This window comes from Silanimonas sp. (assembly GCF_027531545.1).
Classification (GTDB): Bacteria; Pseudomonadota; Gammaproteobacteria; order Xanthomonadales; family Xanthomonadaceae; genus Silanimonas.
Genome location: NZ_JAPZSC010000016.1, coordinates 287,543 through 302,367 on the forward strand (window position 1 = coordinate 287,543; position 14,825 = coordinate 302,367).

At 69.9% G+C, this 14,825-nt stretch carries 11 protein-coding genes and 1 tRNA gene; 8 read left to right on the forward strand and 4 right to left on the reverse strand.

Features of this window, described 5'->3' with window-relative positions:
• Positions 1 to 30: 30 nt before the first annotated feature.
• Positions 31 to 2,040 (forward strand): SurA N-terminal domain-containing protein, encoded by a 2,010-nt coding sequence (locus tag O9280_RS10330; protein ID WP_298342022.1) that lies wholly within the window; start codon positions 31 to 33, stop codon positions 2,038 to 2,040.
• A gap of 135 nt (positions 2,041 to 2,175) precedes the next feature.
• Here O9280_RS10330 and O9280_RS10335 read toward each other — a convergent pair whose 3' ends face one another.
• Complete coding sequence (locus O9280_RS10335; protein WP_298342025.1) at positions 2,176 to 2,973, reverse strand: enoyl-ACP reductase; 798 nt, start codon at positions 2,971 to 2,973, stop codon at positions 2,176 to 2,178.
• A gap of 81 nt (positions 2,974 to 3,054) precedes the next feature.
• Complete coding sequence (locus O9280_RS10340; RefSeq protein ID WP_298342028.1) at positions 3,055 to 4,278, reverse strand: lytic transglycosylase domain-containing protein; 1,224 nt, start codon at positions 4,276 to 4,278, stop codon at positions 3,055 to 3,057.
• Positions 4,279 to 4,323: 45 nt separating this feature from the next.
• Between O9280_RS10340 and O9280_RS10345 the strand changes: the two genes are divergently transcribed.
• From O9280_RS10345 to O9280_RS10360, 4 genes are read left to right on the forward strand one after another with little or no spacing between them, the layout of a single operon-like run.
• Positions 4,324 to 5,004 (forward strand): methyltransferase domain-containing protein, encoded by a 681-nt coding sequence (locus O9280_RS10345; protein WP_298342030.1) that lies wholly within the window; start codon positions 4,324 to 4,326, stop codon positions 5,002 to 5,004.
• A gap of 22 nt (positions 5,005 to 5,026) precedes the next feature.
• Entirely contained in the window at positions 5,027 to 5,476 is a 450-nt protein-coding gene (gene rnhA / locus O9280_RS10350; protein ID WP_297864873.1) for a ribonuclease HI, read from the forward strand.
• A complete protein-coding gene (gene dnaQ / locus O9280_RS10355; protein ID WP_298342034.1) occupies positions 5,473 to 6,183 on the forward strand; it encodes a DNA polymerase III subunit epsilon in 711 nt (236 codons plus the stop codon). The genes rnhA and dnaQ overlap by 4 nt, the downstream gene beginning before the upstream one ends.
• Positions 6,180 to 7,676 (forward strand): serine/threonine-protein kinase, encoded by a 1,497-nt coding sequence (locus O9280_RS10360; RefSeq protein WP_298342037.1) that lies wholly within the window; start codon positions 6,180 to 6,182, stop codon positions 7,674 to 7,676. Before dnaQ ends, O9280_RS10360 begins: the two co-directional genes overlap by 4 nt.
• Positions 7,677 to 7,679: 3 nt before the next feature.
• Here the strand turns inward: O9280_RS10360 and O9280_RS10365 are convergent, their stop codons facing one another.
• Positions 7,680 to 8,384 carry a protein phosphatase 2C domain-containing protein gene (locus tag O9280_RS10365; protein WP_297864870.1) on the reverse strand — a complete coding sequence of 235 codons (705 nt, stop codon included), beginning with the start codon at positions 8,382 to 8,384 and terminating at the stop codon, positions 7,680 to 7,682.
• Between the two features lie 13 nt (positions 8,385 to 8,397).
• Positions 8,398 to 11,286 carry an autotransporter outer membrane beta-barrel domain-containing protein gene (locus O9280_RS10370; protein ID WP_298342040.1) on the reverse strand — a complete coding sequence of 963 codons (2,889 nt, stop codon included), beginning with the start codon at positions 11,284 to 11,286 and terminating at the stop codon, positions 8,398 to 8,400.
• A 114-nt stretch (positions 11,287 to 11,400) separates the two neighbouring features.
• On the opposite strand from O9280_RS10370, the gene O9280_RS10375 reads away from it, so the two are divergent.
• The 3 genes from O9280_RS10375 (at position 11,401) to O9280_RS10385 (ending at position 14,820) form a co-directional block, all read left to right on the forward strand.
• Positions 11,401 to 13,398 (forward strand): caspase family protein, encoded by a 1,998-nt coding sequence (locus tag O9280_RS10375; RefSeq protein ID WP_298342043.1) that lies wholly within the window; start codon positions 11,401 to 11,403, stop codon positions 13,396 to 13,398.
• Positions 13,399 to 13,497: 99 nt separating this feature from the next.
• Positions 13,498 to 13,588, forward strand: a tRNA-Ser gene (locus O9280_RS10380).
• Between the two features lie 47 nt (positions 13,589 to 13,635).
• Positions 13,636 to 14,820 (forward strand): acyltransferase, encoded by a 1,185-nt coding sequence (locus tag O9280_RS10385; protein WP_298342046.1) that lies wholly within the window; start codon positions 13,636 to 13,638, stop codon positions 14,818 to 14,820.
• Positions 14,821 to 14,825 lie beyond the last annotated feature (5 nt).

A 14,825-nucleotide genomic window follows, 5' to 3' on the forward strand; every position in this document is an offset into this window, starting at 1 on the left:
CCAGATCTCGCGTTGGAGCCTGCGCTCACCATGTTGGAAAGAATCCGTGAACACACGTCGGGTTGGTTCGCTTGGGTCGTCATCGGCCTGATCATCTTCGCCATGGCGTTCTTCGGCATCGAGCAGTATTTCCAGACCCGCATCGATACCTATTCCGCGAAGATCGAATCGCCGCCGACCTGGTGGCGCGATGCCCCTTCGGATGGCGCGACGGGCCGTCTCGCCCGTGCCTTCGTCTGGGACAGCGTCGAGATCTCGCAGGCGGAATTCCGCGAACGCTTCGATCGCTATCGCGAGCAAGTGCGCGCGCGTGCCGGCGACGCCTATGACGCCGAACAGGTGGAAAGCATCGAGACCAAGCGTCTCGTTCTGGACGGCCTCGTCGACGAGAAGATCCTCGAGATCGCGGCACAGCGCGACGGCGTGGCGGTGGATGCCTCGCAGATCCGCAAGGCCATCCTCGAGATCGACGGCATCACGCAGGACGGCGAGTTCATCGGCGAGGACGCCTACAAGATCTGGCTGCAGTCGCGCGGCCTGACCGCGGCGGGTTTCGAAACGCTGATCGCCCGCCAGCTGACGACGTCCACCCTGCCGAGCGCCGTCGCCGAAAGCGGCCTCGTGGGTGATGCCGAACTGGAGAATCTGCTGAAGCTTCAGCAGGAAACCCGCGATCTGCGTTTCGTCGAGATCCCGCCGCCGGCGCTGCCAGCGGACGCCACCAATGATGCCGCCCTCGCGGAATGGCATTCGGCCAATGCGGAGCGCTACAGCACCGAGGAGACCGTCACGATCTCCTATCTCGAGCTGGACGCCGCGAGCATCGCCGTGGCTTCCGAACCGACGGAACAGGACCTCCGCGATCGCTACGAGAGCGAGAAGGGCCGTTTCGGCACTGAGGAAGAGCGCGTCGCTGCGCACATCCTCGTCGCCCTCCCGGCGGATGCGGACGACGCGGCCATCGAGGCCGCGCGTGCGAAGGCCGCAGGTATCGCTGAACAGGCGCGTGCGGATGGCGCCGATTTCGCGGCCCTGGCCGCGGCGAACAGCGAGGACCTCGGCTCGAAGGACCTCGGTGGCGATTTGGGCACGATCGCCCGTTCGACCGAGGATGCGCCGGGCCTCTATCCGAAGCCCCTTGAGGATGCGGTGTATGCCTTGGCTGAGGGCGGCGTGAGCGATCCGGTTCGCACCGACGCGGGCTGGCACGTGATCAAGCTGACGCAGCTGGTGGCGGGTTCGCAGCAGCCGTTCGAGGCCGTGCGCGACCAGCTCGCCGCGGAGTTCGGCGAATCGGAGCGCGAGCGCCTGTTCAACGAGAAGAGCGGCACGCTGATCGACGCGATCCTGCGCGAGCCGAACTCGCTGCCGGCCGTCGCGCGCGCGATGGAAATCGACGTCCAGTCGACCGCGGCATTCACGCGTGCGACGGGGGAGGGCGTCGCGGCGATCGAGGCGGTGCGCGCGGCCGCGTTCTCGCGCTCGCAGAAGGACGACCGCCTCGTCAGTGATCCGATCGAGATCGGCCCCAACCAGGTGCTGGTCCTGCAGGTGACCGAGCATGCGCCGTCGGCGCTGCGCCCGCTCGCTGAGGTCCGTGACCAGGTCCAGGCCGATCTGCAGGCCGACCGCTTGGCCACCGCGGCCCGCGAGCGCGCGGATGCCCTGCTGGAGCGTGCGCGCAAGGGCGAGACGCTTGAGGCGCTGGCTACGGAACTCGGCATCGTGCCGCAGGACAGCAATGGTGTTGCGCGCCAGGCCGGCTTCCCTGACCCGGCGATCGCGACCGAAGCGTTCCGCCTGCTCCCGATCGAAGCGGGCAAGCCTGCGGATGTCGGGTTGGCTGAACTCAGCGGCGGCCGTTTCGCCCTCGTCGTGGCGACGAAGGTGACGCCGGGTGACACCAGCACGCTGACGCCGGATGTGCGCTCGCAGATCCGCGCGCAGCTCGCGCAGATGCGCGGCGACATGGAACGCCAGGCCTTCGTGAAGGCCTTGCGCGGCCAGTTCGAGGTCACGGTCGCCGAAGAGCGCCTCTGATCCGGGGCGGCCTCGGCCCCCCGCGAAGCGATTCCCGGCGTTCCCGCCAGGAAACGAAAAAGCCCGGCGAGAGCCGGGCTTTTTCGTTGCTGCGCTGGGGAGGCGTGCCGCCTGCGCCCGCCATGCCGACGGGACTCAGTGGCTGTCGCTGTCCAGGCCGGCCATGCCGAGGGTGCTGTAGCCGCCGTCCACGTAGGTGACTTCGCCGGTGATGCCGGCCGCTAGGTCGGAGCACAGGAAGGCGGCGGCGTTGCCGACGTCCTCGATGGTGACGTTGCGACGGATCGGCGCGACCTCTTCGACATGCTTGAGCATCTTGCGCAGGTTGCCCACGCCCGACGCGGCCAGCGTCTTGATCGGGCCAGCCGAGATGCAGTTGACGCGGATGCCTTCCGGGCCGAGGTTGAGCGCGAGGTAGCGCACGCTCGCCTCGAGGGCTGCCTTCGCCACGCCCATGACGTTGTAGCTGGCCAGCGCGCGTTCGGCGCCGAGGTAGCTCAACGTCAGGATCGCCGACTGCCGACCCTTCATCATCGGGCGCGCGGCCTGCGCGAGTGCCGACAGCGAGTACGCCGAGATGTCGTGCGCGATGCGGAAGTTCTCGCGCGTGAGGTGGTCGAGGTAGCCACCGTCCAGCGCTTCGCGCGGGGCGAAACCGATCGAATGGACGAGGATGTCGAAGCCGTCCCAGTGCTTGCCGAGCTCGGCCATGCAGGCGGCGATCTGCGCGTCGTCGGCGACGTCGAGTGGGATGACGATGTTCGAGCCGTATTCGGCGGCGGCGTCTTCGACGCGCGACTTCAGCTTCTCGTTCTGGTAGGTGAACGCCAGCTCGGCGCCTTCGCGACGCATGGCCTCGGCGATGCCGTTCGCGATCGATCGCTGGCTGGCGATGCCGGTGATGAGGGCGCGCTTGCCCGCAAGGAAACCCATGGAACCTCCCGATGATCAGGCGTCGACGACGCCGCAGCGCGACAGTGTGACGACGCCCGCGGGCGGCGCCAACTGTACGCCTCAGTCTGGAATGCGCAGGGTTCGCCCGATGCGCAGCGGGCGCGCCGCGTCGATGCCGTTGAATGCGGCGAGGGCGCGCACCGTGGTGCCGTAGCTGCGGGCGATGCGCCACAGCGTTTCACCGGAACGGACGGTGTGCTCGCGCGGCGCCTCGGCCGGAGCTCCCGCGTTCGCGGCCACCGGCGCGGATGACGCGGCGATCGGTGCCATCGCGACGGCGGAGCCCATCGGGACGAGCAGGCGGCGCGGGGCGCCCGATCGGGCGATGCCCGAGCGGTAGGCCGGATTCCAGCGGGCGAGCGTTTCGGGCGCGGTGCCCCAAGCGCGGGCCACGGCATCCAGGCGGGTTGCCCCGTCCGGTGCGCGGCGCACTTCGAGCGGGGTGAAGGCGTCGACGGGCAGGGTCAGGCCGTGGCGTGTGGGTTCGGCGATGAGGCACGCCAGGGCATGCAGCTTCGCCACGTAGGCATAGGTGACGCTCGACAGGCCGGCGGGGAGACGACGCTCGCCCGAAATCCGCGATGCGCCGTCGCGGGCGAACGCGCGGCGGAGCCGTCCCTCTCCAGCGTTGTAGGCCATGGCGGTCGCTCGCCAATCGCCGAACTCGGTGTGGAGGACGGCGAGGTAATCGAGCGCGGCGTCGGTAGCGTCGACCGGCGAAAGGCGGCCGTCGTAGCCGCGCCCTACCTGCACGCCGTGGTTCCGCGCCGTGCTGCCGATCATCTGCCACAGCCCGGTCGGGCCCCCCGGGCCGCGGGCTTCCGGGCGATAGCCGCTCTCCACGATCGGAATCAGCGCGAACTCCCCGGGGAGCTTGCGGGCTTCGACGGCTTCGACGACGTAGGCCATCAGCGGCAGCGCTTCGCGCAACTGGCGCTCGAAGCTGGCGGGATGCCCTGCGTAGCGGCGGCGCCACTGGCGGTTGTGGTCGCCGCGGACGCAGACCGGCGGGGCGAAGGACTCCGCCAAGCGCTCGAACAGAACGCGGCCATCGGCGATCCGGGCGGGCGGGGTGGGTTCGGCCTCGGGCTGCGGGTCAGCGGCCCGGCGCGGCGGGGTCGGAGCGAGCTGCAGCGGCTCGCTTGGCTCCTCGATGGCGACGGGGTCGGGCGGCCCGGGAGGCGCCGGGGCCGGCAGTGTCGTACAGCCGGCAGCGAGCCCGCACAGGACCAAGGCGGCCAAGGCGTGACGGATCAGGCGGGCAGGGCGGGAGGGCAGGGGCACGGGCTCAACATCGGGCACGCGGCCCTTTGCCGCACAATCGCGACCATGCCGGCCCTCCAACTCCCCCGTCAAGCCGAAGCCCTGAACCGCTGGCTGGCCGATCCCCCCGCCCGGGGCCTGCTGCTCGGCGCGCAATCGGCTTGGACCGAGCACGGCGCCGATGGCGGTGGGCAGGTGTGGCTTCGGATGCTTCCTGAACTGGACTGGCCGGTCCCGCAGCCCGCGGCTTGCTTCGCGGAGACGTGGACGCTGGCCCCCGACGCGGGCCGCTGGCAAGGCGCCTGGCGCTCGGACCTGCACACGCTGCCGATGGCCAGCGCCGCCGTGAGCCGGATCGATCTGCGCTTCGTCCTCGAGTCGGTACCCTCGCCCGAACGCCTTGTCTCGCAGTGCGCTCGGGTCCTGCGCCCGGACGGGCGCCTGTTGGTGTTCGGTCTGAATCCGTGGGGCGTGGCCCGGCTGCGCTGGGCGCGGCATGTCGTGCGGGCCTTGCCGTGCTCGCGTGTCGTCGACCTGTTGCGCGGCGAGGGGCTGGACGTCGTGGCCCGGCGCACGCTCGGTCCGCGCTGGCGGCCGGCGGCCGTCGACGTGGGCCACGGGACGGCGCGAACGGAGTGGGGGCGAGTGGCTTGGGCCCTGCTGGCGGTGCGCCGCGATATCGGCCTGACGCCGCTGCGTCGCCCCGCCGCGGCCTGGCGTGCCTCGCCCGGGGTACCGGCCGCCTGAGCCGGGCCCGTATCATCGGGCCATGAAGTCGATCGAAATCCACACTGACGGTGCCTGCCTCGGCAACCCGGGGCCGGGCGGTTGGGCCGCACTGTTGCGCTTCAACGGCACCGAGCGCGAGCTCGCCGGCGGCGAGGCGCAGACCACCAACAACCGGATGGAGCTGATGGGCGCGATCGCCGCGCTCGAGGCGCTGAAGGAGCCTTGCGCGGTCGTGCTGCACAGCGATTCCAAATACGTGCTGCAGGGCATCAGCGAGTGGATGCCGGGCTGGAAGCGCAAGGGCTGGAAGACGGCCGGCGGCGGCGCGGTGAAGAACCAGGACCTCTGGCAGCGCCTGGATGCCGCGGCGGCGCAGCACCGCATGACCTGGACGTGGGTGAAGGGCCATGCCGGCCACGTCGACAACGAGCGCGTGGACGTGTTGGCTCGCACGCAGGCCGAGCGCTATCGCAGCGGGGCCACGGCGTGAGGCAGGTCATCCTCGACACCGAGACGACCGGCCTCTCCTGGGAAAAGGGCAACCGCATCGTCGAAATCGGTTGCGTCGAGCTGCTGGAACGCCGCCCCACGCGGCGCCATTTCCAGCGCTACCTCAATCCCGAGCGCGAGATGGAGCCGGGGGCCGCGGAAGTCACCGGACTCACCTGGGATTTCCTGCGCGACAAGCCGCTGTTCCACGAGGTGGCGCAGGAGTTCCTCGACTTCATCCGCGGTTCGGAACTGGTGATCCACAACGCGGCCTTCGACGTCGGCTTCCTGAACGCCGAACTGGCGCGGCTGGGCCCGGAGTACGGCCGCATCGACGACCACGTCAGCGGCGTGCTCGACACGCTGGCGCTGTCGAAGCAGCGTTTCCCCGGCCAGCGCCATTCGCTCGATGCGCTGTGCAAGCGCCTCGGCGTCGACAACGGGCATCGCACGCTCCACGGCGCGCTGCTCGATGCCGAGCTGCTGGCCGATGTGTACCTCACGATGACCTCCGGGCAGGGCGAGTTCTCGCTCGGTGCGGAAGCCGGTGAAAACGGGACGTCCCGCGCTGCGGAAACCGCGCTTCGCCCCTTGGCGGCCGTGGTGCGCCGGGGCATCCTCCCCGAGGAAGCCGTGGCGCATGCGGCCCGCATGGCGGGTATCGCGAAGAAGGCCGGCGGCACGGTGCTCTGGGGGAGCGAGGCATGAATTCGACGGTGCTGCTGCAGGCGGTGGACATCGCTATTCCCGGCTACCGCATCCTGCGCACGCTGGGGCAGGGCGGCATGGCCTCGGTGTTCCTCGCCGTGCAGGAGTCGCTGGATCGCGAAGTCGCACTGAAAGTGATGTCGCCAGCACTGGCCGCGAACCCCGAATTCGCCGAGCGCTTCCTGAAGGAAGGCAAGCTCACCGCCAAGCTGCAGCACCCGAACGTCGTGACCATCCACGACATCGGCATGCACAACGGCATCTACTACCTGTCGGCGGAGTTCATCCCGCGCGGCACGCTGAAGGAACGGATCACCGAGACGGGACTGTCGGTCGGCGAGGCGCTCAACGTGCTCTCGGACATCGCGCACGGCCTCGACTACGCGCACGAGAAGGGCGTGGTGCACCGCGACGTCAAGCCGGGCAACGTTCTGTTCCGGAAGGACGGTCGCGCCGTGCTGGCCGATTTCGGCATCGCCAAGGCGATGGATGGCGGCACCAGCTCGACGATGGCGGGCATGTCGGTCGGCACGCCGGACTACATGAGTCCCGAGCAGGCGCGCGGCGAGCCCGTGGACGGCCGCTCCGACCTCTACAGCCTCGGTGTGATGCTTTACGAGATGCTGACGGGCCGCCCGCCTTACGAGGCGCCCGACGCCTTCACCGTGGCGCTCTCGCACATCACCGAGCCGATCCCGACCCTGCCACCGCAGCACGCGTGGTTGCAGCCGCTGCTCAACGGGCTGATGTCGAAGATGGCCGGCGAGCGCTACAACACCGGCGCCGCGGTGATTGCCGCGGTGCAGCGCATGCTGCCGACGGCTCCGCCCGGTGCCGTCGACGTGCAGGCGTTCGAAGCGCGCGAGGGTATGGCGCGTTCGGCGCCGGCGGCCACGCAGCAGCGCACGCGGGTCAGCGACAAGGCGGCGAAGCGAGCGGGCGCGGGGGACGACGACACGTCGAACCCCTGGCCGCTGCGCATCGGCTTGGGCGTCGCGGCCACCGCCGTGGTGGGCGTGCTGCTGTGGGCGCCGTGGCGCTCGGCCGAGCCCACCCTGGTACCGACGCTGGTCACGGAGCAGCCGGTGGCGGGCCCGGGCGTGGCGACCTTCGAGACGCCGGGCGAGACAGGCGCGGCGACCGCGACGATGAGCGCGGACGAGATCGATCTGACGCTGCGGCAGGCGGAGGCGTACATCCTCGAAGGCACTGATCCCAACCATGCGATGGCGGGCCGGCGGCTTCGCGGCGACCCGGAATACGCGTCAGGCTTGATGCAGCGCGTGCTTGCGGCGGACCCAAGCAACCAGCGCGCCCTCGCTGGGCTTGGTGCCATCGCCACGTACTTCCGCGATTCCGCTGCGAAGCTCTGCGCCCGCGAGCAATGGATCAACTGCGGCACCATCGCCGGCTTTGGCCTCGAAGCCCTCCCCGACGACCCCGAGCTGCTCAAGCTGAAGGAAACCGCCGCAGCCGCCCAGCGCGGCCTCTGAGCCTCAGGCGCGGCGCAGCAGCACCGCGGTGACGTTGTCGCTGCCGCCGCCGTCGAGTGCGGCGGCGATCAGGTGGTCGACGCATTCCTGCGCGCTGATGTCCTTCTGCGCGACCGCCTTGGCGATCATGCCGTCGTCGACTTCCTCCGTCAGGCCGTCGCTGCACAGCAGGATGGCCATGCCCGGGCGCAGCTCGCCGGCCACCGTCTCGACGTTGAGCTTGTCCGGCTCGGTCACGCCGAGCGCCTTGGTGACGACGTTGCGGTAGGGGTGGCTGCGCGCCTGCTCCGGCGTGAGCTGCCCCTGGTCGATCAGCTCCTGCACGTAGCTGTGGTCGGAGGACACCTGCTGCAGCTTGCCGTTCCACAGGTAGGCGCGGGAATCGCCCACCCAAGCCAGTTCGAAGCGGTGGTTCGGCGCCACGCGCACGGCCACCACGGTGGTGCCCATCGGCATGCTTTCGTTGCGCCGCTTCGACTGCCGGATGATGTCCTCGTTGGCGCGAAGGATGGCCTCGGCCAGCGACTTGCCGGCGCGCACTTCGCGGACGATGGCGTCGCGCGCGAGGGCGCTGGCCACCTCGCCGGAGTCGTGACCGCCCATGCCGTCGGCCACCAGCCAGAGGCCCAGCTCGGCGTCGCCGTAGTAGGTGTCTTCGTTGAGTTCGCGGCGGAGGCCGACGTGGCTCAGGTGGCCAAATTCGATCATCGCCAGATCCTACTCAGAACTCGCCACGGATGCCCAGCGCGAGATTGGTCTGGGTGAAGCCGGACTTGCCGATCACCCGTTCCACGTAGACGAACCCGGAGCGCCCACCGGCGAACAGCACCGACAGGCCGCCGCCGATGCGGAAGAAGCTGCTGTCGATCGGCTCGCCTTCGATGCTGAAGCGCGTGGCGCTCGGGTCGGCGAGGAAGCGGGCACCGACGCGCTGGGGGTCATCGCGGTACTCGTGCTCCCATTCGACCTGCAGGTGCGGCATCAGGATGCCCCAGTCGCGGCTCAGCGCCGTGCTGAACTTCGTGCCGATGACGCTCGCCAGCGAGGTGTGGGTGCCGGGGAAGATCTCCAGCGCGAGGCCGCTGCCTGCGCCGCCGCCGATCACCTCGCGGCCGGCGTCGAAATCGATGCGCGAATACAACAGGCGGCCATAGGGCCCGATGTTCCAGGTGCCGGCCTGGTAGTCGCGACCCACCGTGCTGGCGACCGAGAGCAGGTCGCCGTCGAGGCGTCCGCGGGCGGTCTGGTCGATCGTGCTGGTGCCGCCCGGGCCGGTCAGCGTGTAGCGGATGCGGCGCAGGGTCTCGTAGTCGTTGCGGCCCCAGGTCAGGACAGCGTCCGTGTACCAGCTCTCGTCACGGTAGAACGTGGCATAGGCCGAGAGGCTGTATCCGTCTGCATCGACGTTGCCTTCGCCGTTGGCCAGCTCGGTGTCCTGCTTGGTGTAGCCGAGCGACGCACCGCCCACGAAACCGTCGTTGAAGCGGTAATCGACGCCGGCGGTCAGGCCGTTGATGTCGAAATCGTAGGCCGGCGTGCGACGACCGGCTTCCGACTCGCCGCGGCCGATCGTGCCGGAGACGAAGTAGCCCCAGCGGTCGAATCCGGCACCGGCTTCGGTGGTCTCGTCGGCATTCAGCGCCTTGCCGACGAAGCTCGTCATCGGGATCGCGCCCGCCGGCGAGGCCAGTGCCAAACCGCCGAACGCGCTGCCCTGCGTGCCCGATCGCAGGGCGGCGATGCGCGCCCTCAGGTTGTCGAGCTGCGCCTGTCCGGCCTGCAGCGCGACATTCACCATCGCCAGTGTGGTGTCGGGCAGCAACTGGTCGAGGGCGTCGGCGATCTGGCCGGGATTCGCACCGGCGAAGCTCTGGCAGCGCGCGAGCAGGTCGCTCTGCTCGGCGGTGCGCTGCGCGACGGGAATGCGCGCGATGGCCGCGCAGGCGTCCTGGATCACGCCGCCGAGTTCGCGTTCCGGGCCTGTGAGGCCCGGCAGGTTCTCGAGGTTGTTCGCGGTGGCCGCCACCGTAGTGCTCAGGCCCGGCGTGGCGGGAACGCTGGCTTGGATGCTGACGACGTCGCTGCTGTTCGTGCCTAAGGTGACGACGGCACTGACGCGGCCGTCGGCCCCGGTGACCTTGGTGATCTTCGCCGTGGGGCCACCGTCGCCGGCGACCGTCGCATCGGCGTCCACCCGGATGTCCACGACGGCGCCCTGCTCGGGCTGCCCGTTGCCACGCACCTCGATGACGATCGGGTTCGGCAGCGGCAGGCCGGGAATGCCCTGCTGGTCGCCGCCGGACACGAGGGCGAGGGTGCGCACGAAGGTGGAGGTCACCGCGAAGTCGACCGTGGCGCTGGGGTCATCGGTGCGCGTGGCGCGGACGACGATCGCCCCAGGCGTGGGGCCGAGCTGCAGGCCGGTCTGCGCGCGGCCCGCGGCGTCGGTGGCCGCGGTCGGGGACGACAGCGTGCCGTCACCGGACACGACGGTCCAGGTGATACCTATGCCCGGAGCGGCGATGCCGTTGTCGCGTGCTTCGACGACCAGTGGGTTGGGCAAGGACGTGCGCGTCGGCGCGTTCTGGTTGTTGCCGGAGACCGACACCATCGTCCGCGTCAGCGTCGAGGTCAGCGAGAACGTGGCATTGGCCGTGGGGTCATCGGTGCGGCTCACCCGCACCACGATGGGTCCAGGCGCGGCGCCGAAACGCACCGTCGCCTGGCCTTGCCCGGCGGTGCCGGTCACGGCGTCCGCCGTCGTGATGGCGGCGTCGCCGGACAAGACGGCCCAGTTCAGTCCCACGCCCGCCGCGGCGACGCCGTTGTCTCGGGCCTCGACGACGAGCGGGTTGGAGGCCGTCGTGCGGGTCGGGCCGCTCTGGTTGTTGCCGTTCACCGGGACGATCGTGCGCACCGTCGGTGGCTGCACGTTGATGGTGTAGTCGACGAAAAAGTCGGACCTGTCGATCCGGCTGGCCGAAATGGTGGCCGTACCGGTGCCCTGCCCGAAGGTGGCGATCACGCTGGCGTTTCCGCCCGCATCCGTGTTCGTCGAGGTGGATGACAGCGTTACCGGGCCGCTGGCGAACCATACGATCGTCGTGCTCGCTGGCGTGCCGCTGTCATCGGCCGTCACGCTCACTGTGGTGGACGAACCTTCCTCCGCATTGAAGCTGGTCGGCCCGACCGGACTGAGATTGCGGATCACCGGCACCGTCGCGGTGATGGTGTAGTTGATGATCAAGTTCGCCGGCGCCCCGAAACAGCCGGCCGTGCATTCGATACGCACTACCATCGTTCCGGCGGCAGGGCCGACGTTGATGAACGAGTTCCGCGAGCCGGGCAGGTTCGTCTCCGACGGCGGAGTGACGTTGCCTCCCGTCGTGTCGGTGACGATCGACGTCGTCGTGGTGATCGCGGTGCCGCAGCCGCCGCCACCGACCGTGTAGCCGACGCTGAGATTGTCGCCGGTGTTCGCGATCAGCGTGGTCACGCTGTCTGGCGTGATCTCGCAGTTGATCGTCGCGAGGGCCGGCTGGGCGAGCAGCGCCAGAGCGGCAAAGGCGAACAGCCGCACGCAGCGGCCGAGCAACGCGGAACTGGTCATCGAAGACTCCCCGGGGGCTGGCCACGCGTCGCATTTCCCCATGCGGGTGTGTATACACGTGGCCACGAGTATAGCCACGAAGCCGGCCGCGTCCGGCAACTGCCCGGAGGCCCCATGGCCGGTCGTCCTGTACGTGTTTCCCGCGTCCCGACCTCGTCCCGATTCGCAGCCGCTTTCGCGGTGTTCGTCGTCTCGCTGGCGGCCGGCGCCTCCGCGCCCGTGGCGGCCCAGGACGGCCCCAGCGTCCGCAACGCCGAGGATCTCCTGGTCGTCGATTGCCTGCTGCCGGGGCAGATCCGCCAGCTCGGCCGGCAGGCCAGCTTCATGAGCGCGCGTCGGCCGATCCGCACCACGCAGGCGGATTGCGAGATCCGCGGCGGCGAGTACGTGGCCTACGACCGCGCGAACTACCAGACCGCGCTGAAGGTGTGGCTGGATGCGGCGATGGGCGGCAGTGCCGAAGCGCAGAACGCGGTCGGCGAGATCTATGCGAAAGGCCTCGGCATCGAACCCGACTTCGGCATGGCCTTCCAGTGGTTCAAGAAGGCGGCTGAGCAGGGCGACAAGCGCGCCATGATCAACCTCGGCTGGTTGTACGAGGAAGGACTTGGCGTCGAGCGCGACGCGGCGAAGGCGGTGAACCTCTATCGCCAGGGTGCCGGCATCGAGGACGAACTGCTCTACGCGTCGGTGGTGCAGGGCGAACTCGACCAGCGCGACCAACGCATCGAGGGCCTCGAGCAGGATGTCGCGCGGGAGCAAGCCGCGGCCGAAGCCCTGCGCGCGGAAGTGTCGCGGCTACGGTCGCAGTTGGCCGAGCGACGTGCCGCCCTCGCCAGCGCGCGCGCTGAGCTTGCGGACACACGGCAGAAGCTCGAAGCGGCGAAGCAGGCTGAGGACCCGGCCCTGCAACGCCTGTTGGAAAACACCCTGGCCGAGCAGGAATCGCAGATCGGCCGCCAGCGCAACCTGATCGCCGGGCTGGAGCGCCAGGTCGGCGCGGGCGGCGGCATGGCCGCGCGCCTCGAACTGATCGACCCGCCGCTGGTCGCCATGCGTGGCCGGCCCGCCGCGGTGGTTCGCGGCGGCCCCGGCGAACGCACGATCACGGGTCGCGTTGCTGGTGCGGGCGAGGTCAAGAGCGTCACCGTCAACGGCACCGAAGTGCCCCTGAGCGGCGCCGGAATGTTCCAGGCCAAGCTGCAGGCAGCGGAGGCGGGCACGCCGGTGCGGGTCAGCGCGACCAAGGCCGATGGTGGCGTTGCCACGCTCGAGTTCACCCTGATGACGGCCGGCGGTGGCTCGGCCATCGCCGCGGCCGAGACCACATCGCCCAACGCTGCGTTGGGCCGCTACTACGTGGTGGTCATCGGCAACGACCGCTACGGCAATCCCGATTACCCGGACCTCCGCAGCGCGGCGAAGGACGCGACAGCGGTGGCGCGGTTGCTGGAGCAGCGCTACGGCTTCGAGACGCGGCTGCTGCTGAACGCCTCGCGGCTCGAGACGCTCACCGCCCTCGATGCCCTGCGCAAGACGCTCGGCGAGAACGACAACCTGCTGATCTACTACGCCGGCCATGGCGAGCTTTCGGATTCTGGCGAGGGCCATTGGGTGCCGGTGGATGGCCTGTCCGGCCGTTCGGAGTCGTGGATCTCGAACCGTGCGCTGAGCGAGGTGCTCGACACGTTGCCCGCCAAACGTGTGCTCGTGGTGGCCGATTCCTGCTACTCCGGCACGATGACGCGCGCGTCGGTGCCGATCGCCGATGCCAGCCTCGATGCCGCCGGTCTCGGCCGTTGGCTGCGCGAGGCCACGGCCGGGCGCTCCCGCCTCGCCCTGACCTCGGGGGGCGTCCAGCCGGTGCCGGACACGGGCCCCAGCGGGCACAGCTACTTCGCCCGCGCCTTCCTCAACGTGCTCGAGGACAATCGCGGCGTGCTCGAGGCGACGCGGCTGTTCCAGGACGTCTCCGCCTCGCTCGCGCTGGCGAGGCTGGATTCCAGCGTGGTTCAAGACCCCCAGTTCGCCCCGATCCGCTTCGCCGGCCACCAGAGCGGCACCTTCGTCCTGCAGGCGCAGGGCGCGGGTGCTTCGGCGGGTGGGCGCTGAGCATTGCGGCCCGTGGCTACAGGGCTGGCGCGAGGCGAGGGGAGGCTGTAAGATGCGCGGCTCGATCAGTCGCTGCACCACCGCGGCCGAGAGACCACCGGAGAGGTGGCAGAGTGGTCGATTGTACCTGACTCGAAATCAGGCGTACGTTTATAGCGTACCGAGGGTTCGAATCCCTCCCTCTCCGCCAGATCAAGAAAGGCGCCCTTTGCGGGGCGCCTTTCGTTTTTCCGCGCCATGAACGACCGCCGCCTGCCCGCCCTGACCGGACTCCGCGGACTCGCCGCGCTCTGGGTCCTCGTCTTCCACGCCTGGGCACTGTCGGGTGCCGCCGGGGCTGGGCTGCCCGCACCGATGACGGCACTGCTGGGCGCGGGATGGCTCGGCGTCGACGTGTTCTTCGTGCTCTCGGGGTTCCTGTTGGCCCGTGGGCTCGGGGATGAACTCGCGGATGGCGAACGGCGCCCCGACTGGACGGCCTTCGCACTGATGCGCGTGGCGCGCATCCTTCCGGCCTACTACGCGCAATTGGCGGTATTCGCCCTGCCGGCCGCGGCCGTCGTGCTGACGCCCGCCATCGCGTGGGTGCCAGCGTCGAACGGCGAGGCGCTGGCCCATGTGCTCCTGTGGCTCAACGCCTGGCCCTGGGTGCCGGCGCATCTGGGGCCGTGGTGGAGCCTGCCGGTCGAAGCGGGGTTCTATGCGGTCCTGCCGTTGCTCTGGTGGGCATGGGGCTCGTCGCGGCGGATGCTCGGGCTGCTGCTGGCCACGGCGCTCCTCGCGGTGGCGTGGCGCTTCGCGATGCATGACGTGGTGGGCATCGAACAGCGCATCGGTTGGTCGGAGCACCTGCCGGGCCGACTGGTGCAGTTCGTCGCGGGCATGGCGCTGGCACGTTGGATGTCGAGTGGCGCGCGCGAAGGCCGTGGCGGCACGGCGCAGGAGTCCCTCGGAGACGGTCGGGCGCCTCTTCGGGCCGATGCCTTGGCCCTCCTGACCTTCGCCGTGCTGGTGCTGCTGCCGCAACTCGGCGGCGATCGCGCATACGTTGGAATCATCGATGCGCGCGTCTGGACATGGTTCTGGCCCTTGCTGACCGCCGTGCCGGTCGCGGTGCTGCTCATGGCGCTGGTGCGTGCCCCGGAGGGCCGGGTCGCGCGCGTGCTGGGTAGCGCGCCTCTGGTTGCGCTGGGCACGGTCAGTTTCGGCCTCTATCTCTGGCACTACCCGGTGCAGTGGGCGCTGCGCACGGCCCTTGGCGGCTACGTCCCGCCGTCCTGGGGCCTCGCCGGCTACATCGCCGTGAGCTTGGTCGTCTCGTTGGCGGTCGCGGCACTCTCCTGGTGGGCCATCGAGCGCCCCGTCCTCGCTGCCGCCCGGCGCTGGCGGGAGCGCCGGCGCGTTAAACTGCGCGCCCCGTGAATGGA

What these genes read in the sequence shown, in the direction of transcription:
- O9280_RS10370 (WP_298342040.1), bottom strand. Translation starts at nt 11,286, where the DNA reads ATGACCAGTTCCGCGTTGCTCGGCCGCTGCGTGCGGCTGTTCGCCTTT.
- O9280_RS10385 (WP_298342046.1), top strand. Translation starts at nt 13,636, where the DNA reads ATGAACGACCGCCGCCTGCCCGCCCTGACCGGACTCCGCGGACTCGCC.
- O9280_RS10335 (WP_298342025.1), bottom strand. Translation starts at nt 2,973, where the DNA reads ATGGGTTTCCTTGCGGGCAAGCGCGCCCTCATCACCGGCATCGCCAGC.
- O9280_RS10345 (WP_298342030.1), top strand. Translation starts at nt 4,324, where the DNA reads ATGCCGGCCCTCCAACTCCCCCGTCAAGCCGAAGCCCTGAACCGCTGG.
- O9280_RS10375 (WP_298342043.1), top strand. Translation starts at nt 11,401, where the DNA reads ATGGCCGGTCGTCCTGTACGTGTTTCCCGCGTCCCGACCTCGTCCCGA.
- rnhA (WP_297864873.1), top strand. Translation starts at nt 5,027, where the DNA reads ATGAAGTCGATCGAAATCCACACTGACGGTGCCTGCCTCGGCAACCCG.
- O9280_RS10330 (WP_298342022.1), top strand. Translation starts at nt 31, where the DNA reads ATGTTGGAAAGAATCCGTGAACACACGTCGGGTTGGTTCGCTTGGGTC.
- O9280_RS10365 (WP_297864870.1), bottom strand. Translation starts at nt 8,384, where the DNA reads ATGATCGAATTTGGCCACCTGAGCCACGTCGGCCTCCGCCGCGAACTC.
- O9280_RS10360 (WP_298342037.1), top strand. Translation starts at nt 6,180, where the DNA reads ATGAATTCGACGGTGCTGCTGCAGGCGGTGGACATCGCTATTCCCGGC.